The organism is Polaribacter glomeratus (assembly GCF_002954665.1).
Classification (GTDB): domain Bacteria; phylum Bacteroidota; class Bacteroidia; order Flavobacteriales; family Flavobacteriaceae; genus Polaribacter; species Polaribacter glomeratus.
The window spans coordinates 1,089,803-1,112,937 of the sequence record NZ_MSCM01000002.1 but is presented as its reverse complement, the minus strand read 5'-3'; the positions used below and the strand labels follow the sequence as shown (position 1 = coordinate 1,112,937).

11 protein-coding genes are annotated in these 23,135 nt (G+C 31.0%); 7 read left to right on the top strand and 4 right to left on the bottom strand.

Annotation, left to right across the window (positions count from 1 at the left end; all coding sequences use genetic code 11):
* Positions 1-498: 498 nt before the first annotated feature.
* The 7 genes from BTO16_RS14940 (at position 499) to BTO16_RS14905 (ending at position 11,457) form a co-directional block, all read left to right on the top strand.
* Positions 499-3,657 carry a SusC/RagA family TonB-linked outer membrane protein gene (locus BTO16_RS14940; protein ID WP_105022450.1) on the top strand — a complete coding sequence of 1,053 codons (3,159 nt, stop codon included), beginning with the start codon at positions 499-501 and terminating at the stop codon, positions 3,655-3,657.
* Between the two features lie 13 nt (positions 3,658-3,670).
* The gene (locus BTO16_RS14935) at positions 3,671-5,233 is read left to right on the top strand and encodes a RagB/SusD family nutrient uptake outer membrane protein (RefSeq protein ID WP_105022449.1); all 1,563 of its coding nucleotides are present in this window, start codon (positions 3,671-3,673) and stop codon (positions 5,231-5,233) included.
* A 13-nt stretch (positions 5,234-5,246) separates the two neighbouring features.
* Positions 5,247-6,059 carry a hypothetical protein gene (locus BTO16_RS14930; RefSeq protein WP_146105417.1) on the top strand — a complete coding sequence of 271 codons (813 nt, stop codon included), beginning with the start codon at positions 5,247-5,249 and terminating at the stop codon, positions 6,057-6,059.
* Between the two features lie 719 nt (positions 6,060-6,778).
* The gene (locus BTO16_RS14925) at positions 6,779-6,961 is read left to right on the top strand and encodes a hypothetical protein (RefSeq protein WP_105022447.1); all 183 of its coding nucleotides are present in this window, start codon (positions 6,779-6,781) and stop codon (positions 6,959-6,961) included.
* Positions 6,962-7,703: 742 nt separating this feature from the next.
* The gene (locus BTO16_RS14915; RefSeq protein WP_105022445.1) at positions 7,704-8,699 is read left to right on the top strand and encodes a T9SS type A sorting domain-containing protein; all 996 of its coding nucleotides are present in this window, start codon (positions 7,704-7,706) and stop codon (positions 8,697-8,699) included.
* Between the two features lie 241 nt (positions 8,700-8,940).
* Positions 8,941-9,924 (top strand): T9SS type A sorting domain-containing protein, encoded by a 984-nt coding sequence (locus BTO16_RS14910; protein ID WP_105022444.1) that lies wholly within the window; start codon positions 8,941-8,943, stop codon positions 9,922-9,924.
* A gap of 723 nt (positions 9,925-10,647) precedes the next feature.
* Complete coding sequence (locus BTO16_RS14905; RefSeq protein ID WP_105022443.1) at positions 10,648-11,457, top strand: sialate O-acetylesterase; 810 nt, start codon at positions 10,648-10,650, stop codon at positions 11,455-11,457.
* Between the two features lie 1,329 nt (positions 11,458-12,786).
* Here BTO16_RS14905 and BTO16_RS14900 read toward each other — a convergent pair.
* The 4 genes from BTO16_RS14900 to BTO16_RS14885 all read right to left on the bottom strand — a co-directional run bounded on the left by BTO16_RS14900 (position 12,787) and on the right by BTO16_RS14885 (position 22,524).
* Positions 12,787-15,192, bottom strand: a complete 2,406-nt coding sequence (locus BTO16_RS14900; protein ID WP_170064478.1) for a CBM96 family carbohydrate-binding protein — start codon at positions 15,190-15,192, stop codon at positions 12,787-12,789.
* A gap of 39 nt (positions 15,193-15,231) precedes the next feature.
* Positions 15,232-16,659, bottom strand: coding sequence for a sialate O-acetylesterase (locus tag BTO16_RS14895; protein WP_105022441.1), 1,428 nt, complete (start codon positions 16,657-16,659; stop codon positions 15,232-15,234).
* A gap of 173 nt (positions 16,660-16,832) precedes the next feature.
* Complete coding sequence (locus BTO16_RS14890) at positions 16,833-20,909, bottom strand: hybrid sensor histidine kinase/response regulator transcription factor (protein ID WP_245892127.1); 4,077 nt, start codon at positions 20,907-20,909, stop codon at positions 16,833-16,835.
* Between the two features lie 430 nt (positions 20,910-21,339).
* The gene (locus BTO16_RS14885) at positions 21,340-22,524 is read right to left on the bottom strand and encodes a glycoside hydrolase family 88 protein (protein ID WP_105022440.1); all 1,185 of its coding nucleotides are present in this window, start codon (positions 22,522-22,524) and stop codon (positions 21,340-21,342) included.
* Positions 22,525-23,135 lie beyond the last annotated feature (611 nt).

Genomic DNA, 23,135 nt, shown 5'->3' with positions numbered 1-23,135 from the left:
ATTTATAATTAAGTACAAAGAACCATTACTTGCTAAAAAAACCTGGTATTCTAATTATTTACATAGACGGCCTTTAGCCATAACTGAAAAGCTACAGTGCAGACTATAATAATTTGCCAAACGTAAACACCTTAATGAATCGGAAGTTTCTTTTTATAAAAATTTTGTAAATGCTCCAAGTTTTGATACCTACCAACACACTCTGCCAACAAGCTAATATAGGTCGACATTGAACCAAACACTATAATTACCTATAAATAACACAAAGGTCGGTAATAGGTCCGAACATGCCATAATATATCAAAAAAAGGGGTTATAGAAAGGTTTTGATTGGGAGAGTATCTTATTATACTGAAAAAAGGATAGGCAAGGATTAAAGTGATAATACCAAAAACACATGTTTTAAGACGAAAACCATCCTCTTTTCGGATTTTACAATTCACTTAATAATGTAATTTAGCATCATAATTTAATAAATATTTAACATAAATACTTAATATGAAACAAAAAGCAATAAACAGAAAACCTATGCAAAGTTTTACGTTGTTATTATTATTGGTGTTTTTTAGTTTTACCGGAGCTAATTTAAATGCCCAACAGGTTTCAGGTACTGTTGTAGATACTTCAGGAACACCATTGCCGGGAATTACTGTAGTAGAGAAGGGAACATCCAATGGAACAAGTACCGATTTTAATGGTAAATATACTTTAGATCTCAAAAACGGAAAAGATATACTAGTTTTTTCTTCTTTGGGCTTTGAAAAAACAGAGTTAACAATTGGCAACAAAAAAGTTATTAATGTTACCCTTCAAGACTCTAACGAATCCTTAGATGAGATTGTAATTATTGGGTATGCGCCAGTTAAAAGAGAAAAAATATTAGGTTCTGTAGCTACTGTAAGCGCAGAGCAGATAGAGAAATCAACTCCTATTCAGGCTTTTGACGCCATTCAAGGTAAAGTATCTGGGGTTCAAATAAGAACGAACAATGGTCCAGGGCAAGGTTTTGATGTTCAAATTAGAGGTATTTCTTCTCTGGGTGGTAGTACAAATCCTTTGTATGTTGTTAATGGACAGCAGTTAGATAATATTGACAATATTGATCCTGCTGATATCAAAACCTTAGATATATTAAAAGATGCAGCAAGTACTTCTCTTTATGGTGCTAGAGGAGCAAATGGTGTTGTGTTAATTACTACAAAAACAGGTAAATCTGGTGAACTTACATTAGATATTTCAAATATTACAAGTATTTCATCATTAGTCGGTGATTTGCGTGTGGCTAATGCTGACGATAGACTTTTTTACGAGGGTACAAGAAGTGGGGCAGGAAATCTTCACCCTTGGCAAAGGGATTCTTTAAGTACATTATTTAGAAATTCTTACGATTTACAAAAATTAATGACAAGACCTGCAGTAAGAAAACAAACAAACTTAGCGCTGAGTGGTGGTTCTGAAAAAGCTCGATTTTATTGGAATACTGGTTTTTTAAATGAGGATGGAATTGTACGAAGTAGTGGATATAAGAGAGTAAATACAAACCTTAGACTAGATCTTAAACCTAAAGAATGGTTAGACATAGCTACTAACGTAAATTTATCCTTCGAAGATAGAAATGGTGTAAATGAGAACGAAGCTTTGGGTTCTATTGTAGATCGTATTCCATTTTTTCCTTTATACCAACCAAATGGAGAATATACTAGACGAATTAATGGTCAACGAAATCCTTTGGCTGAGGCTGATTTTGGAGTAAACAGCAGAAAAACATATAGGGCTACAATTTTTAATGATCTTAACTTCAAGTTAATCAAAAATCTTACGTTTAGAACCATGGTTGGAGCTTCTTTTAGAGTGGATAAAATTTTAGATTTCACACCACTTATTTTGCAAAACCCAAATGGTGATGCGTTTCCTTCTGGAAGAGAAAGAATACCACTTTCTTATGGAATTCAGCAAGATAATGTGTTAAGTTATGTAAATTCATGGAACGACCATAGCTTAGTTGTTACTGCCGCATCGCAAGTGATAAGAGAAGTTGATGAAGGTTCTGATTTTTCGGCTAATGAATTTGTAAATGACCGCGTACAGACTTTTAACAATACAGCACCAGAAGTTATTACTTCTAATTCTCAAAACAGTAGAGAAGGTATGTTTTCATTAGTAAGCACCGTTGCATACGATTATAAAAGCAAATATTTAATAGGAGGTTCTATTAGAAGAGATGGTTCTTCTAAATTTGCGGCAAACAATAAATTTGCTTATTTCCCTTCTGCATCTGCAGGTTGGAATATTGCTAAGGAAAATTTCCTGAAAGATAATAAAGTTATTAATCGATTAACGTTAAAAGCAGCTTGGGGTATTGTAGGTAATGAAGATGGTTTAGGGAGATATGAATCTTTTAGTTCATTAAGACCAGGAAGTACTTATAATGGAGAGGCAGGTATTGCACCAGCGCGTTTAGGAAATCCTGATTTAAAATGGGAGACGACTACTTCTACTGATTTAGGTCTAAACTTGGTGATGCTTGATAACAGACTTGAGTTTGATGTAACTTTTTGGCAAAAAGAAACTACAGACCTTTTAGCCTCTGTACCCTTGCCCGAAGAAACGGGTTTTGGTTCTGTACGCCGAAATATTGGTAATGTAGAAAATAAAGGTTTTGATCTAAACATAAATGCTACCATTATTAAAACGGAAGATTTTACGTGGTCAAGTAATTTTAATATTGGATATCTTGAAAATAAAGTTACAAAATTAGCAGGAGGAACCGAGTTTCAAGCAGGTAGAACTCTTATAGAAGAAGGGCAACCGATAGGTAATTTCTTTGGCTATAAAAACTTAGGAGTATACCAGTACAATGAATCAAATGCATATACCGATAATGGAGTGAGATTGATGCCCGTTGTAGAAAACAACAGAGTTGTTTATGCAGATTTCACAAACTCACAGGGTGTAATAGTTAATAGACCCGTTTATACATTAAATGGTCAAACATATACCGGTGATGCTGTTAATAGACATAGAGCTGCAAATGTAGTGTCTAGAGGAGGAGATATTATATGGCAAGATCTTCCAGATGCAGATGGTAATTATAATTTTGTAATTAATGATTTTGATAGACAAATTTTAGGAAACGGTCTTGCCAATGTTTTTGGAGGTTTTTCGCATGATATTAAATACAAAGATTTTGGTCTAAGTTTTCAGTTTGACTATAGCTTAAACCATGATATTTATGCTCGATGGGATCAAGAAAGAAACGATACCAATTCAATTGGAGAGACACCAGGTCCAGAACGTATCTATGGCCAATGGTTAAGACAAGGAGATATTACTGTATACCCACGTTTATCGCGTTTAGCTCAAAATAATGTGTTTGGTAGCAATCCACAAAGTTTTTTTGTTACGGATGGTAGTTATATAAAGATGAGATACATTCGTCTTAATTATAGTCTACCAAAAGAATTAATTACAAAAATAAAAGGAGTTCAAAATATTTCTTTAAATTTTGCTGTAAATAATGTGTTAACATGGACAAACTATAATGGGTATAACCCAGAGTTTGGCTCAAGAGGTGATGCATTAACACCAAATGAAGACAATTTGAGATTTCCAAACGATCGTGAATTTATATTAGGACTAAGAGTGCAATTAAAATAAAAAAACAGGTAAAATGAAAAATTATAAAAAACTTATAAAACAAGTAAAACTTGCTTCTAGCATGCTTATGTTGCTTTTGGTGGGCTATTCTTGTGATGACATTACAGAAGAAAATCCGATAAGTGAAATAGGGGTGTCGCAATTTTGGTTAAATAATGATGATGCCAATGCAGGCGTTGTTGCTATTTATGATGCCCTACAAGGTACTTATAGATCCTCGCATCTTCAATGGGGAGAATTTAGGGCAGATAATTTCCAAGCATTTAGTACTTCAACTTCATTAACCAATGCTTCTTATCCATTAAATGATGTATTTGGGGGAGACAGATCTTTGAGATGGAACGATCTATACGGTGCTATTTATAGAGCCAATTCAGCCATAGAGAATATACCAAACATCTCTGGTGCCAACCCTAACTTGTTAGCAGAAGCACTAGCCATAAGAGCAAAATTGTATTTTGATGCTGTTAGAGTTTGGGGCGATGTGCCATTTATTACAGAAACGGCTATAGATATAACAGATGCGGCAAGACCAGCTACCAACCCAATGACCATAATGGATGAGTTGATTATTCCAGATATGATAAAAGCAGAAGGTCTTTTTACCGTTTTATCTAGAGAATTCAGATTTTCTTTAGCTAGTGTTTATTGCTTGCAAGCAGAAGTATATATGTGGCGTAAAGAGTTTGATAAAGCAAAGATTGCTTTAGACAAATTAGTTAATCTAGGAGAACACAGTCTAGTTACTACCACAGAAGCATATTTTAATTTATTTGCAAACGACCAAGGTAGGCTAGGTAAAATTCAGAAAGGCACAGAACTAATTATGTCTATCCGTTATGATTTAATAGATACAGATAGATCTGGTATTTTTAATTTCTTTCATGGTGGGATACAGGAATTCGCTATATCTGAGGATGCTGACCTAAAATGGAGAGAAAAGTTTCCGATAGATTCTTTAGGATGGGTTAATAAATATCCAAATACACCACCTGTTGCAACAAGAACGCTTAACCTAGTAGATGCTAACGGTGCCATAAGAGATTCTATAATACCAGTCTATGGAGACTGGAGGTATTATATGATTCGTGAAGGAGGAGTTGATTTAGGACCAAGACCTGGAAGAGCTATGTTTACCAAGTGGGGTAAAGATATTTCTTATGATAGAAGTCAAGATGATACAGATGTTAATTTATACCGCTATGCAGATATGCTTTTAATGCTAGCTGAAGCAGAAAATCAATTAGACAATGCCATTAGCATAGCAAGGTCTTTAGAAATCGTAAATCAGCTAAGAACTGCAAGAAAACTGCCTCCTGTGAATATATTTGAGTTTGGCGGAACCAAAGAATTAAGAGAGTCTTTCTTATTAGATGAAAGACGTTTCGAGTTATTTGGAGAAGGAAAAAGATGGTGGGATTTACGCAGAACAGATAAAGCAATAGAAATTCTAAATCCTATATTATTATTAAAAGTTGGTGGAGTACAGATAACCCAAAATCGTTTACTTTTTCCAATATTTAATGATCATTTAATAGAAAATCCGCTTTTAAAGCAAAACCTTGGTTATGAATAAAAAACACACAAAGATGAAAACAATAAATAAAATGAAAATTTTTCGGATAGTAGTGGTACTTTTTACCGCCTCAATTTTTTTAGGTTGTGAACTTGGTTTGCAAGAAGAGTTTGAATTTAAACCAGAGTTAACAATCACAGATTCTTTTAAAGATATTACCGCATGGGACTTTATGAATAACTTTGGCTTAGATTCTTTGAGGGATGTGCAGACAGGTGAGTTAGTTTTAGACCCTGTGACTAGAGCGCGTCAAATAGATGGTGATAGTTTTGATTATATGTTAGCTGCAATTAAAAAAGCAGGGTTAGAGGATTTGTATCAGCAGAAAGCTACTACAAATAGAACCTATTTTTTACTTAACAACAGGGCCTTTTTGCAAGGTAGAAGTATTTTACGAACTGTTACAGGAAGTAACAGTACTATCATTTTTGAAGGATTTGTTGGTGGTATTCCCATCCTTAGAGAAGGTACAGCAGAAGAAATTATGGAAAATGTAGACACGCCTGCGGAAATGGAGAAATTAAAAACAATACTTATGTATCATATAGTTACAGAATACGTTGCCCAGAGACCTACCCTATTTTTATTTGGAGAATGGTATGTATACCAAACTTTAATACCAGGACAAGATGGTTTAATTGGACTTATGAGAGATGAGATTGATTTCATAAATATAAATGGTAGAAAAAGAAATCCACAATATAGCCCATCACCAATGCCAGCATCTGCACAAGTATGGGATGCTCAAGTTTATAACCATAATTATATCTTTTCAAATGGTATTGGGCATCATTTAAGTGAACCAGTGAGAAATAAACCTTATTAGAAAGTAAATATTGTAGCTGTTTTTTAAAATTTATATAGCTATTAAATTTAAATTGATTTAGAGAGTCCCGTATAAACAGTTTATTATACGGGACTTTTTTTTGCTATATTAACAAAAAAGTTGACTTTGAGAAAATAAGACAAAGTAGAAATTATAAATATGCATATTTTAACCAATTAGATGTTTTGTAAAAACACAACAAAGAAATATTGTCTATTATGGTTAGATAAAAAAAAGTTCAAAGCATTAAAACAAAACGATCGTAAAAAAATCAACACAAATGGTGCGTTTACTTCATAAAAAAAGAGCTATTTCATGTGGAATATGAGCACATAAACCGTCTAAGAAAGTATACCCTAATAGTCCTTGTGCTTGGAAAACAGCAAAAAGAAAAATATACATTGTAATGAATAATACAAAGTATTATCATTTAATTTCACCTAATACTTCAACAAACAATACTATCCCTTCTGGTTTAGCATAACACCCAACAATTACAGCAGCAACACCAGTAAAAGCGATTACTTTAAGTAATGGTGATAATTTAACATCAAATGCGGCTGTAAAAAGTTCTGTAAATTATAAAAGAAGTTTAGTACATACTGTTGGTAATTTAAATTGACCATACTTGCTATCTTCTACAGTTTTAGGTAAAATTTATAATGACACATTCGTAAAGGATAATACAATGGCTTTAGCAGCAACAACTAATAAAGGTATTGCATTTTAAAAAAGAAGCAAATAATACAACTTGCTATTATATAGCATCAGGTAGTTTTGATAATGCTGAAAGTGGTCAAGGATATTTAGTAAAAGTAGATGCTGATGTTTCTTTTACGAGAACTTTAAACACTGCTTATTTTATATTCTCGACAGATAGAACTTCGCTTGCAGTGAAATGATTGCGAGATTTTTTAGTGAAAGGCCTTTATAAAATAGCGAAGATGGCCATATAAAATGCTAACTTCTGGCTTTAAAACTATTATAATCTGCATCTAAATAATAAAAAAAATTCTTATTTAACACCTAAATACTACTACCTTGAATGTATTATGCAATAGATTACAAAAACGATTGTAGTAAGCAAAAATTATTTACTCATAACGAACTTTGAATGATATTTAGATCACTCATTTAAATGTAAATAAAGACCAAAAAAATTAATAGTAATAAGAATGATTTAAATAGTTGTGAAAGAAAGACTAATTTTTTGTTTTTAGGAATAACTTTTAAAGATTAAATTTTAGACAACACTTTTCTCAAATTTCTTATTTAAATCATTGTTGTCCAATTAAAATTATTCTGAATTTAGTAACATCAATAAAGATTGGGTTTAACGTCATTTTTAAATAGTAGTTTAAATTTGAAGTTGCCTTTAGAAAGACAAATAAATACAATTTTTATTTTAAAAAAACCTATTGTTCAGTTAGTTATAATTAAATCTTATCTCTTGTTTATAAAAGTAACTTGTGTTAAACTAGTTTCAGGAAACAATATTTGTTCTTTTAGGGACAATAGTGTACTTAAATACAATTTTGTACGAAACCCACCATGTTTATGGATTTTTACACCCTTTAAAAGCTTTATATTGAGCAAACTAAGTGATAATAGTATTGCTTTATTAACTTTTTTAAATTTATTATTATGAAAAAATCATTACATGTTTTTTTATTATTTTTTTCAATCATGGCTTTTAGTCAAGCAACTTTGCCGGCTTATGAAGGTTTTGATTATACCACTCCGGGCAAATTATTTACAATTAATGCAAATCAAGGTCAAGGAAACTGGACGATAAGCGATGTGACTTTTGCTCCAAATGTTGATATTATAGCCTCTCCAACTTGGAATGTTGGTGGTGAAGCAACAACAGGAAATGCAATGGCTTATTCAGGTCCTGGAGAATCGCCGATTTATTCATATACTCCAGAAGAGGGTCAAACGACTGTTTACGTTTCTTTTTTATTAAGAGTTACAGCTTTGGCTGACACTAATTTATCTACGTTTTTAACTACGTTAAAATCTCCATTCGAAAATCGTTTTAATGCAATTGTTTGGTATAAGAAGAATCCAGCCGAAGGCGCTACAGGATATGTTCTTGGTATAAATTTAGGCCGTGGTTCTGGTGACGTTTTTTATGACACAAAAGATTTTCAAGTAGGCAGTGATGTTCTTGTTGTTATTAAAAAAGTAGAAGGAGGCGCAGTTAGTTTGTTTTTAAACCCAGATTTAGGCACAGAGCCATCAGCACCAACAGTAGAAGATCCTACGGTTAGAGATTATGCTTTTGGTCAAATATTTTTTAGACGCGATGCTAATGACAGAACTCCTTCGATGATTATAGATGAGTTAAGAGTTGGAAAAGAATGGGCAGACGTAGTGAAATCTGAGGTATTAAGTGCTTCTACTGAAGCAGTAGTTGAAATAGGTATTTATCCAAACCCAGTATCTAATGGTACACTATTTATCAATTCTAAGACAAATACATCGCTTGAAATCTATTCTGTTTTGGGTAAAAAAGTATTAGAAAAAAGCAGTGTGTCTAAATCAGTAGATGTTTCGCATTTAGCAAAAGGATGTTATATCTTAAAGATAAAAAACGAAAATAATGCTGTTCAAACTAAAAAATTAATGATTCAATAATTATTTAAAATAAATTGTAACCTTATTTATAAGAAAAAGACTGGCGTTTGCTAGTCTTTTTTTTTTAAAAGCTAATGTTTAATTTTACACCGTAACGCTGTCAATGCTCTAGAAGGTTACCGTTAAAATCTAATTTAGCACAAAAACCAACCTATTTTAGGACTTTAATACCCGTTAAAAATCATAACTTGCTTACTAGTAATAATAGTGTTACTTAATTAACTTTTTTAAATTAACAATTATGAAAAAATCATTACATGTGTTTTTATTATTTTTTTCAATCATGGCTTTTGGTCAGGTGACTTTGCCAGCTAAAGAGCAATTTGATTTTACTCTTGGCAGAGGATTAACAGAACAAGCAAATTGGTCTCGATCTGGAGGAACTAATAATCCAACTGATATTATGGTAGTAGAATCTCCAAATTGGACAATACCAAATACAAATGCACCAAGACACAATGCGGTTAAACTATTTGGTACTGGATTAAATGCGCAGTACGAATTTGTAAGGCCAGATGGGGCTCCACCAATTTACGCTTCTTTTATGATGAAAGTAACAAATATGGATAATATTACTGGTGAGGGTAACTCTTTTGCCTCATTAGCCTTAAATAACTCATCAGGTACTTTAACCAGAAACTGTAGTGTTTTTATAAGACAACATTTTACTGGAACTGGCTACAACTTAGGTATCTCTCAAGGGTCTAATGGAGGCGATGTATGGAGTGAAGAAGTTTATTCTTTAAATGAGGAGGTGCTTATTGTAATCAAAAAAGAGAGCGTAACTCCAAGTTTGAGATTTGCGAGTATATTTATAAATCCAGATCTTACAGCTGCGGAACCAGCAGCAACAATAATAACTGGTGATAGATTCGGAACACCAGATAGATTTCTACTTGATCAAAATAGAGGTGATTTGCCAACTATAGTTATAGATGAACTTAGAATTGCAGTGAATTGGAATGATGTAACTTTAAGTGCGCCTTCTAATGTAGAAGAAGCTAACATTGCTATTTATCCAAATCCAGTATCTAATGGAACTCTATTTGTAAACGCTACTTCGAATGTATCGCTAGAAATTTATTCTGTATTAGGTAAAAAAGTATTAACAAAAAGCAATATATCTAAATCAGTAGATGTTTCTAACCTAGCTAAAGGTTGTTATATTTTAAAGATAAAAGATGAAAACAATGCTGTACAAACTAAAAAATTAATCATTCATTAATTGTTTTAGCTAAAGTTGTTTATAAAAAAAGAAAAGACTAGCGTTCGCTAGTCTTTTCTTTTTTTACACCTAGTTAATTAATTTATAATGTTTTTACCTTTTTTAACTTAGATTTATTTTCAATAAATCTTTTTGTATCAGGTAGTAAACAGTATTTAAAAAGTAACTTTCTATTTTGTTGTGGAATGTTAATTAACAACTTACCGCCCCAATAAATCGTTTCTTTGCTGCTTGCCTAATGTACAGGTAAAGTTTACTTATCTTTTATGGAAAAAATACAGGAACTAAGGCTGTGAAAATAGTTTTGTAATTCAATCCATGTTGCTCCATATTTTAAAAACTATTAATGAAGCAAAGAACACTTGAAAAGCGATTATAATAAAGTGCTAAAGCGCGCAACACGGTATGTTGCTATTAAAGAAAGTTTAGAACGTCACAATAAAATAAAAATCATCAAATTAATACTTATTTTAAGATATTGTGGTTATAGATTAGGGTTTTTAGATACCCTGTTATAAATTTTTTATAGAAATTTTCATGCTGTTTTTATTAGAATATGGCAAAGTATAAATTCAACGTTAAGTTTACCGAAGTATTTCTGATTGTATTTATAAATTTGATAATTAAGTAATTGGTATTATAACACATGCTTTGGTTTTTTATGAATGCCTACAATTCTATAAATTAAATATTATGCTTTTAATTTTACCAAATACATAAAAAATGAGATATTTAAAAAATACAAAAATACTAGTCATCTTATGCACTCTAATTGTAAGTTGTAAAAGTGCTAGGAGTATTACGAATGTAGAAAAAGTAGCACCCGCTAGAGCAGCACTAGAAACTATTGAAAAAAATTTAGATATTTATGTACTTATAGGTCAATCTAATATGGCGGGTAGAGCAAAAATTGAATTACAAGATAAAGATACTTTAGACGGTGTATTTTTATACACAGGAATAGCACCAAAAATCTGGGAAAAAGCTGCAGCGCCTTTAAATAAATATTCATCTATTCGAAAAACAATCGAGTTGCAAAAATTTAATTTAGGCTATACATTTGGTCGTGACATGGCAAAAATGGCTAAAAATGAAATAGGCTTGGTGGTTAATGCAAAAGGAGGAACTAGTATTGATCTATGGATGCCAAATTCTTTTTTTTATAATGAAATTGTTAGTCGAACAAAGAACGCTTTACAATATGGCGAATTAAAAGGCATTATTTGGCATCAAGGAGAATCTGATACAGCTAATTACGAGACATATTTAGTAAAACTTATACACCTTATTAAAGCTTTACGATCGGATTTTGGTGTTCCTAATTTACCTTTTATTGCTGGTCAACTTTCAGGAGATAAAATATCTCGAAATAATTTTAATAAAATGATATTAGAGTTGCCAACTAAAATTAAAAATACGGCAGTTGTTCAATCAGATAACACGAGCACTATAGATGGTACTCATTTTGATACATCGAGTCAACGTTTACTAGGCGAAAGATATGCCCTAAAAATGAAAAAATTGATAAAATAAAACGACAGTTTCAAATAATTATTTATAGGACGGACAACAATAATAAGATTACCTATATTAATTGCATTATCCTTTTTTAATAGTATAATTTTAAATGCACAGTAATATGTACAAGAAAAAACCAATTACTTTTAACCTAGAAAAACCATTGATTTTTCCGAAAGTCAGTTTTCGAAATCTATAAATGTCATAAATATTAAGAAAGGATTTCCTAGAAAAAGTAATAATGATGGCAAATGGTTACAAGTAAACGCTGGGAATTGGACCAGTGGATTTCCCCAGGAAGTTTGTGATATTTATATTCATTAACAGGAAAAAAAATAAGGTTATAATTTGTAAATACATCTCAAACATTAACAGTTCGTTTTTCCCTACTGTAGGCCTCTTAAAATCTTGGGATAGCGGTGAACTTCATATAACTATTATTGATAATAATAATAATAATATGATGAATCTTAAAATGCTGAAGCAGCTTCAATGAACAGTGGAACTAAGAAAACAGCTAAAGTTGCTATAAGCCACGCAGATCACTACTACCTGAAAGCTTTGGTAAGACTTAAAAAGCTAAACATTAGAACGTAAAATAATTAATTCTACTTAAAAATCATGTGTTAATAATGGGGCTAATTATAGCAAATGATTCTTATAACCACAAAAAAGTAAGCTTTACATTACAACATACTTCATTAATGTGTTCTTATTTTGAAATAGTACGCACTGTCACGTTCTAAAACAGGTAGCATTCATTTTAAGATTGACAGCTTTTTGCCAACTATTGTTGAACTTTGGAGGCTGTTGTATAAAATATCGAAAGGTTCACTACAAAGTGCTTACTAAAAGTTTATTATCACGACTCAAAGTCTTTTAGATTTGACGTTCTAGAATCGCATTTTCTAAAACCAACGAAACGATTACGAAAAACCTGTTAAGTACGATTATTACTATGCAAAATTCCACATTCTTTACATTTTGAATCACTGCTTGACTAACTGTTTTCCCCAACGAATTACATCAATACTAAAACAACCCAAACATCGCTTTTTTCTTGCCCTTTTTTTTAGGTAAAGAAAAAAGTTATATGAAACACGTTTCATATAACTTATATTACAACAAATAAAATAGAAGCATTCTAAGGTATTTATTAACTACTTATGACTATTATATCTTTTTTAATATAATTTACAATAAAAAACACTACATAAATACTAATATAATTTTAGTTAAATGTAGTGTTTATATTTTTTTGAGCTCGTAATTAATACTAGCTAAAATTATTTCAATGCTGTATGTATTAATTTATTTTCTGTTAAAGCAATACTGTACAGATTTCTATTTTTTAATAATTTTTTTATTAGTTATATTTCCAAGACTATCTTCTAATTGAAGAATATAAAGCCCTTTAGAAAGTGATCTTAAGTCTAAACTTAAACTAGTTCCTCCTTTGGTTGATTTTGGATTATTCAACATTACTTTACCCAACAAACTATAAACTGTTGCATTTTTAATACTAGTATTACTAGAAATAAAAATCTCTGCCGAAGCTGGGTTTGGATACACTTTAAAATCGCTAGTTACCACATCATCAACTGATAATTGATTATTTATTACCAACTCTGGACGATTTTCTAAAGAGAAAGTATTCATAGAATAATATGAGTTTTCATTGGTTCCAGTAGATGCAACAACTAAACTTATAATACCATCTGAAATTTTTTGTGCATTGACCTGTGTAGTTATATCAAATTCTATCCATTCTCCAACATTTGGCACTTCTTTGGTGTCTATTGGAGCACCTGATGGTGCTGGTGCACCATTCCCAATTATTAAATCATCTTCCCAATTATCATTTGCAGCTAATAAAATCATATTGCTGATGACAGCAGTACTTTTGGATTTAACTTTTAAACGCAACTTAGCAGAACTAATTGTTTGTGTAATATTCGATAAATGAAATTTAAAATAACCTCTCTTTTGTTGATTGGTAAGTTCTGTAATAAGTATATCATCACCTCTACCGTTATTGATCGTTCTATCATCTGCCAAAGGACCTAAAGTAATAAAAGCATCCTCATCTTCCGGTTTAGTAATAGGGTTGCCTAATTCTCCATTACCTCTCCACTCAGACAACATTGTATAAATATCTCCTGCTTTTTGCTCTGGAATTGCAATATTATCTAGAGCTTGAGTGCCCAAACGATCTTCTAATTGTTGTAAATAAATACTTCTTGGAGTAGTAACAGGTTGGTTTCTTAGCTCTATAAAACCATTTCCATAATGTCCTCCACCAGCACCACCACTGACATTACCAATTCCCCAGTTTCTAGATCCAATAGGGCTTTCTACTGTTATACCACTTTTATAAGAAGCCAGATTCCAAAACATCGTTTGAGCACCAGCCCAACCATGACCTGTACCTGACCATCCTCTATTTCTAACGGCCATTTGACCTCCTCTTATATTGTCAAATAATGTACCTGTTGCCCATCTGTGGTGAGGTCCTATATCACTATATGTATCTGCAGCATAGCTATCTACGTAAGCATTAGGACCTGTAACTGCCGATCCCATAGCGTAATCATGTCTACCTTCATTTGTATAACATCTTATAAACAAATTACCCGTTCCGCTATTAATGGTAAATCCATATCTTCTACCTCCTGTAATTACAGATTTATAATCGATGCAAGCAGTGTCTTCTATAGTAGTAAAATTTGCCCCATTAATTCTTACAGCGGCATACCCAAAATACTGAGCGGTTACTTTTTTAACCCAAGAATTTTCAGTTTTATTAATGTCAATTGCTGACCAGCCATGCAATTCATCCGTAGCAGTTTTAAAATAAGATTCGATTCTTAAATTCTCAACTCCAATATTCTCGGCTCTACCATCAGCAGTAGCCTTTGAAACTGTACCACCACCATATTTAGTTTCCATAACATCGATTATTGGTAAATCTATGGTAAGTGTATTTCCTGAAATAGCTGTAATAATACGTTGATGTTTTAATGTGTAATAGCTAGTTGTCCAGCCATTACATGACCCAGCTGGGCGCCCTTTACACAAAGTTGCTTCATCCATCCCTAACTCATTAATCCAAGTTTGATTTACAGTTCTTTTTATAGATATAATATCTCCAACCGAAAAACCAGAACCATCTACAACGTTAAAACTATTGGTTCCAACGGGTACATAAGCATCCGAAATACGCACATCAGTGCCAGAAACCTCATCCAAGTCCCTTGCTGACGGATTACCTAAAGTAAGAAAGTTATGGTTATACTTTGCTGCTGCATAAAGCACAGTACCATTTCTACCTTGCCCTTCTCCTCTTAGTACGATACCACTTTTTTGGATATTCAATCTACCGTTAACTAGGTAGTTACCCGCCTTTAATAAAATAGTTCCTCGAAACCCATTAGCATCTAGTTCTGTGCTCTCTAAGGCATCTATTGCGCTTTGTATCTGAAATCTATTATCACCATCTAGTGCATTTAATGTTGTAACAACTGGCACATCTGGCAAAGCAACACCACCTTTCATGTAACCAGCATAAGAAAAATCTGGTATTACATTTACTGCGTTAGTTTGTCCTTCATTGGCATAAGGAACGTATGTTAACTTCCCAGCGTCCATATAAACAAGACTACTAGTATTTACTTGTGCATTTATCGAAGTTGTAGACAAGAAAAACAAGCCAACAACTGCACATAATTTAAGAATTAAGTATTGTTTCATATTTATCATTTTATATTTATTTACTCAAATTAAAAGTTATTATTCTAACCAATTGTCTGTTCTAAAAGGAGAAATAGGTAGTTTTCCAAGGCTATATAATGATCCTTTAATACAATCTTGAAATCCATACCTAACAGCTACTGGTTCTTGAACATTTTCACTGTAAACAGTAAGTGTCTGTTTAGCATCAATAATTACTTTTGCAGGATAAAAAACCCCGTCACTAGCTGCAATTGTAAAACCATTAATTTCTTTGCCGTAACTTGATAAACCTGAATTTATATCTAATCCAAAATCAAAAGAAATTATAATTTTATTTTTTTCTACTTCCATAGATTTATAAACGGGACTCTTAAACCATATACCTGTATAACCATATTGTTTTGCAAGAGCCCAATAAGATAATCTGTTAGCAATAGTTTCTTTTTCTGCTGGATGAATATCAGTGCAGTTTCCTACATCTGAGGTTACTACTAAACCAGAGTTTGGTATTTCTTCGGATGCCTTTAATTGTGCTTCTCGAATAAGTGCTACCTTAAATTTTGACGATTTACTACGTTTTTCGTAAGCATAAGGTGCTATTTGCACAAAATAAAATGGCAAAGTAGTATCTGCCCATTGATTTCTCCAAGATTTAACTAAAGTGTTCATGTAATTTTTATACAATTCTGGCTTTTCTTGATCACGATTAGATTCACCTTGATACCAAAGAAACCCTTTTATTTTAAAGTCTTTAAATGGGTGAATCATGCCATTAAAAATCTGAGAAGGAGTTCTTCTTTTGTACGGCTTGTCTTCAAGTACTTTTGAAATTTTAATATCGTCATATTCTAACAGAATCTCCTGAGGCATCCAAGCTTCTATTTTTGTTCCTCCCCATGCAGATGAAATAATACCAATAGGGACTTTAATTTTTTCCTGTATATTTTTAGCAAATATATAACCAATAGCACTAAATTCTTTAACCGAGACTGCATTCGCCTCTTCCCAAATGCCAATCACATCAGTATCTGGTTTTAATGTACCTTTTCTTTCTGTATCAAAAAGTCTGATGTTTGGATTTTTAGAATCTAGAAGAAACTGGTTTGAATTGTTTATGGGCGAATTGTTAACTCCTTTCATAGGCATTTCCATGTTAGACTGCCCAGAACAAAACCACACTTCACCCACTAAAATATTAGTATAATGTAAAAAACTTGTCCCTTTTATTTTTAGGTCTTGTTTTAAAAAAGATCCTGCTTGTGTTTCAAATTCAATTCTCCAAGTACCATCTAGGTTTGTTATGGTAGATTTGTCTACGCCCCAACTAGTTTCTAATTTTACTGTAGACTCCGGTTTATCTTCTCCCCAAATAGCTACAGTATTATTTTGTTGCAATACCATATTGTTTCCAAAAAAAGCAGGAGTAGTGGTTTGTGCACAAATAAAACCCGACACAAAAAATAAAATAAAGGCTAAATTTCTCAATTGATGTTAATTTTGAATTTGTTGTTTTGTCAAAAATAAGACTAACAATTGATTTCAAAATCTTAAAAGTAGTATGTAAAAATTTATCTTTCTATTTTAAATACTAGTTTACCGATTTTACATATCGCGTCTCATCATAGAGAGATCTGTCGTTTAAGATCAAAATTATGAGTTTATAAATTCGAAAACTTATTAGCATATTGAGTAGGAGTTATTCCGTACTTTTCTTTAAAACACATACTAAAGTACTTTGGCTTATTAAATCCTACTTTATAACACACATCAGAAACATTCATTTTATGACTCTCTAATAATTTTGCCGCAGCTTTTAATCGTACTTCAAAAATAAATTTGCTTGGGGTTAAATTAGTCCACGTTTTAATTTTTGTAAATAATATAGACCTACTCACGCCTAATTCTGAAGAGAAATAAGCAACATCGAAATCTTGGTTAGAAATATTTTTTTCTACAATTTCAAAGGCCTTTTTAAGAAGTTCTTCGTCTAAAGGAGTAATTTCAATATCGCTTGGAATTAAGGTATTTTCGCTGAAAAATTTTTGCTTCAATACTTCTTTCGATTTTAATAAATTTTTTATTCTTAGTTTAAATTCTTTTATGTTAAAAGGTTTGCTAATATAATCATCTGCTCCACTCTCTAAACCTTCAAACTTATAAATCAATGAGGTTCTTGAGGTTAATAATATTACAGGAATATGACTAGTTAATTCATTATTTTTAATCAAAGAGCACAATTCTGTACCTACCATTTCTGGCATAATTACATCACTAATTATTAAGTCTGGAAAGTGTTTTAATGCTATTTTCAACGCTACTTTTCCGTTTTCTGCAACAAGTACATTATAGTCTTCTTTTAATAGGTTTTTTAAAAAAGAGCGTAATTTGTTGTTGTCTTCAACTAAAAGGATGGTATTTTTATTGCCGTCTGTTAAAAGATCTTTCAAATCTTCTTTTGGTGCATCATATTCGTTAATAAGCTGATCTTCATATTGAGAAACATCGTCACTAATTATAAAGTCTTTTAAAATTTCATTTCCTGAAAGGTGTGCCCTTCCTAATGGCAATAAAACATTAAAAGCGACTCCTAAACCTATATTATTTTTAACACTAATGTTTCCTTTATGAAGATTTACTATGTTTTTAGCAATAGATAACCCAATGCCAGTTCCTTTATTATAATTTTTTTGAGAATTACTGTCTAAAGGTATTTCAAAAAAGCGCTCAAAAACCTTGTCTATATATTTTTCTGAAATACCTGCACCAGTATCTTCAAGTTTAATACTAACTTCATTTTCTCCCTTTGTAATTTCTAAAGAAATATGCCCACCTTGAGGAGTATATCTAAAAGCATTCGAAATTAAATTATAAAATACTTGTTCCAATTTAGATCGATCGTAGTACACTAAAATCTCTTCATGACTTGTTTTAAAAGTATAGGTGTATTTACCATTTTTTGCAAATTCAGTAAAAGCTAAAAACAACTCTTTTAAAAATTTTACAGCATTACCTTCTGCTGCTTGCAGTTCTAATTGATTGGTTTCTAGCTTTCTAAAATCCATTAACCTATTAATGAGTTGTAATAAATTATTTGCACTACTTTCAATAGTTAACAACTTCTTGTATAGGATATTACTACCACGAAAATCTGATAAAATTTGTTGTAAAGGCCCTAAAATTAAGGTTAAAGGTGTTCTAAAATCATGTGCAATATTAGTAAATAGTTGCAGCTTTGCTTGATGTATTTCTTTGGTTTTTTCTGATTTAATAGATTCTAATTGAAGTTGATTTTTTAATTTCTCCTTAGATTTCATAATCCAAATTAAACCATAAATTGATATTCCAATTAATAATGCGTATAGCATATATGCCCAATAGCTTTTCCAAGGCGCTGGTTTAACAATAACTTTTATACGTGTTGGTGTTGTATTCCAAATACCATTATTATTTGCTCCTTTTACTTCAAACACATAGGTTCCTGCATTTTGAATGGTGTAAGAAGCCTCTGTTTTTTTTGTTGTAATCCACTGTTTTTCTAAACCGAGTAAACGATATGAATATTGATTATTATCGGAGTTAATGAAATTGGGTATTGAAAAATTAATAGAAAAATTTGCTTCGTCATAACGCAAGGTTACTGGTTCTGTGTAAGCGTTACTCTCTCTCAAAACATTAGTGTCTCCTTTTGATTCTAAAGTGTTATGTTGAATTTTAAAATCTGTTAGTAATACTTGTGGTGCATAGTCATTAATACTAATTTTACTTGTATTAAAGAAAGTAACACCAGACAAACCTCCAAAATAAAATTCTGAATCTCCTACTTTTAAACTAGAATTATTATAAAATTCACCATTTTCTATCCCATCATTTTGATTGTAAAGCGTAATTGCTTTTGTGTCGAAATTAAATTTAATCAATCCTTGACTTGTACCCATCCAAAGATTATGCAAATCATCTTCTAGAATACTTTGAATTCCAGAAATGTGTTTGTTATTTAAAACTATTTTAACATGTTCAAAATTATTACCTTCCAATTTAAAAAGTCCTTTATCTTTTGTACCCACCCAAATAGTTTGGTTTGTGTCTTCAAATACAGACAAAATATCGTCACCATAACCTAATTTAGCATCATAAAAAAAGCTTGTGATTTTTCCATTAGCATCTAATTTTTTGAGTCCTCTTGTGGTTCCAGACCAAACGTTCTTTTTAGAGTCTATTAGAATTGAACGAATATAGTTACCAGATATCGGGTTACTAGCAGTTCCATCAAACTTATATATTTCGTGCTTTTGGGTATTCAAATTATACCTTAACAAACCTTTACCAAAAGTCCCCAACCATATATTGTTATCGGTATCTTGCTTTATGGCATTCACTGTTGTGGTTTCTAAATATTCCCTTAGTTTCTTTGAAATAATATTCCTATCAAATTTTTGAGAAGCGATATTAAAAACAGCAACACCACTAGAAAATTTCCCTATCCAAAGATTTTGATTCTTCGAGACTAATAATGACATAATATTATCGCCCTTTAAGTCCTTATAATTTTCATCTTTAATATACGTGTAGCGATCACTAACTGTATCGTACACATTTAAACCACCACCATCAGTGCCAAAGAAAACAATATTCTCAAACTGTGCTATTGCACTTACTAAATTGTTACTCAATCCTTTGTTAGAAGGCTTTTTAGTAATATTTAAGAAATTTACATTTGCTTTGTCCCAAATATTTACACCTCCATAGAAAGTGCCAATCCAAATAGTTCCTTTTTTATCTTTAAATAAAGATCTTACAAAATTATTACTTAGACTTTTTGTGTCATTGATGTCATGTTCTAATATGGTTGTCTGTTTGCTTTTATTAATAATTTGAATTCCATTATACGTGCTCACCCATAATTGTCCTTGATCGTCAAATACTAATTGTTTTCTAAACGAATTGATATATTTTAAATCTTTTAAGGTAACATACACGCCCACACTTTCTGATACAGGGTTATACTCTAGAATATTTTTATTTTGAGTTGCAATAAATAATTTATTATTTGAAGACATAATCATATCTTCAATAAGCAGATTTTCACTGTTTTTAATTACTTTAAATTTAAAGTCGTCATTTTCTCTGCCGATTAACTTATTTAATCCTAAAGCGGACCCTATAAAAATTGTACCTTCTTGTGTTTCAATAATAGAGGTAATTTGATTGTTAGAAAGGCTATTTACAGTATCATTTTTAACAACATTCTTAAAGGAGTCTGTTGCTTTATTGTAGATAGAAATCCCTAAAGAAGTACCTACCCAAATCTCTCCATTAGAGATTAATTTTATTGTAAGAATTTTATTATTGCTTAAAGAAGTGTTATTATCAATAGTATGCAGATATCTCTTAAAAGTGTTGGTCTTTGGGTTATATCGGTTAAGGCCACTATGTGTTCCAATCCACATAAAACCATCTTGGTCTTCTATTATAGAAAGAATACTATTATTACTAATAGATTCTGGGTTATCAACTTCATTTCTATAAATGGTAAACGTAGTACCATCATACTTATTTAAACCGTCTGTGGTACCAATCCAAATTTGCCCTAATTTATCTTGACTAAATACAATAGCAGAACTTTGAGAAAGTCCATCTGAATTTGATAATTTTTGAAAAATATAGTCTCTTGATTGTGAGAAACTAGTGTTAAAAAAAAATATGAATAAAATAATTAAACTATAAATATTTCGCATAAAAAATGTAATATATAACCGTTAATTAGAGGAATACCGTTTCTAAAAAGTTATTTAAACCTTTCCTTTTTGCTGAAAAAAACTGCTTTTTAGTTCATTTTTTTACTTTTTATTCATCAGCAGCTGGTCTGTTTAAGTAAAAAAAGCCATAGAGTATTCTAAAAAAGTGTAATTTCTGGTTAAAGATAAAAAGTTCAAATCACTTCAATATCAAAAATTTGTATTTTTAATATAATTTCTTTCTCAGATGCAATTTACAAAAAAAAATACAGGAGAATAAACTTAAATTTAAAAATAACATTTGCTTTGGTTTCTAAATTTTATAGAGGTCATTCTTTTATGTTTGTCTAAATTGATTTAAAAAATAAACTTAATAACTACTTATAGACTTGAAAGTTAATAAATAGTTTTTAAAAGAATTATTTAACAACTATTCAATCATGTTAACTATTTTTTTTAGCCTAACTAAAGCTTCTAAATAGTAATAATCAGCATAATTTAAATTAACATTTACTTCTGAGTTTCTAGGATAATTACCAACACTATGAAGTAGTAAACATTGATAGTTACCTTCTTTTGCTAAATACGCATCTGATGAAAGTTCATTTAAAAGTTTAACTACCCAATTATAGTATTTTATATTGTTAGTATGTTCGTAAAGTTCTAAAAAGGCCGATGCTATTATTGCCCCTGCTGATGCATCTCTTTCTCTTACAGGAATCATTGGAGCATCAAAATCCCAGTATGGAACAACATCTTCTGGAAACCTGCTAATACATAAATCTGCTGTTTTTATAGATGCTTCTAGATATTTTTTATCTCCAGTTTGTTTATACATCATAGAATAACCGTAAATAGCCCAGCTTTGTCCGCGTGCCCACATAGTTTTATCATTATAACCTTGATATGTTCTTTTATTAATAACCGCCCCTGTTGCTGGGTCGTAAACAACTCCGTGATAAGAAGCTCCGTTTTCCATAAAATGATGTTTTAGAGTTGTATTTGCGTGGCTTAAAGCAACGTCTGCCATTTCTTTTGTTCCGTTATTTTTTGATGCCCACATCAACATCTCCAAATTCATCATATTATCAATTATTGTAATATGATTTGTGCCTCTATCCCATGATTTTATAGTACCTACATTTGGGTAAAATCTACTGGTTAATGTTTTGGATGTGTTTAAAATGATATCTTTATAGCTATTGTTTTTTGTTAAACGATACCCATTTCCAAAACTACAAAACACCATAAAACCAGTATCATGGTGACCAGAAAACGTTTGAAGCGAAGACAACGGCGCTGTCCACTTTTCTGCTTCCTTTTGCCATTTCTTATTCTCTGTTAACTCATATAAATACCAAAGACTTCCTGCAAAAAAACCACTTGTCCAATTTTTAGCATTCACTTGGGTCCATGTGCCATCAATATGACTTTCTCTAGGAAACCCTTTTTTAATATCTAATGAGTTTGTAGCTTTTAGAAACTGCATTTCAGCAAAACCTATTGTTTCTGCTAAATTAAAAGTAATTTGTTCTTTCTTTTCAACTTCTATCTGTGCGCTTACCATAATAATATTAGAAAAGCAAAGTGCAATTATTAGCTGTATTCTGATCATTTTTTCTATTTGTGATTTGTTTAAATATTTATTTTTTGAATTTACTATTTTAAATTATTTAACTTTTTTGAAATTTAAGTTTACAATCGTATTTAAACAGTTAAGCTGCATACCTTACGTATTTACAAGTTGCTTAATAACAGTTATTTAAATTTAAATCTATTATTTCTGTCAGACGACAATTATCTTATATAGTAAAAATTTGGGGATAGGGTTCCTTTTTTGAATCATTATAAAATAATTATGACAAACAGAGCATTGATTTAAAAAACCGTGTAAATAATTAATAATCCTAAAAATATAATTAACATAAACAGGAAAACTTCAATAAATTTAGATTTGAATCTATTATTGCTCATATAAATCAAATTTAACTTTAAAATATTAGTTAAAAATTTAAAAAAGGGTAGCTAAAAATCCGAATAGTTATAGAACTCAGTTTTGTAAATCTCAAAAGTGGAGTGTAAAATTTGAAGTTTTAGAATTTAAAAAAATCATTTTTTATCAGAATATTGAATTCAACAACAAGTTAAATTGTTAATTTTTAGTGTTTTGTATACTAATAAATTCTGTGAAACTTATATAATAAGAATAAAAGAACGAAGAAATTT

Coding starts and splice junctions, on each gene's coding strand:
- BTO16_RS14940 (WP_105022450.1), top strand. CDS start 499: ATGAAACAAAAAGCAATAAACAGAAAACCTATGCAAAGTTTTACGTTG.
- BTO16_RS14935 (WP_105022449.1), top strand. CDS start 3,671: ATGAAAAATTATAAAAAACTTATAAAACAAGTAAAACTTGCTTCTAGC.
- BTO16_RS14930 (WP_146105417.1), top strand. CDS start 5,247: ATGAAAACAATAAATAAAATGAAAATTTTTCGGATAGTAGTGGTACTT.
- BTO16_RS14915 (WP_105022445.1), top strand. CDS start 7,704: ATGAAAAAATCATTACATGTTTTTTTATTATTTTTTTCAATCATGGCT.
- BTO16_RS14910 (WP_105022444.1), top strand. CDS start 8,941: ATGAAAAAATCATTACATGTGTTTTTATTATTTTTTTCAATCATGGCT.
- BTO16_RS14905 (WP_105022443.1), top strand. CDS start 10,648: ATGAGATATTTAAAAAATACAAAAATACTAGTCATCTTATGCACTCTA.
- BTO16_RS14900 (WP_170064478.1), bottom strand. CDS start 15,192: ATGAAACAATACTTAATTCTTAAATTATGTGCAGTTGTTGGCTTGTTT.
- BTO16_RS14890 (WP_245892127.1), bottom strand. CDS start 20,909: ATGCGAAATATTTATAGTTTAATTATTTTATTCATATTTTTTTTTAAC.
- BTO16_RS14885 (WP_105022440.1), bottom strand. CDS start 22,524: ATGATCAGAATACAGCTAATAATTGCACTTTGCTTTTCTAATATTATT.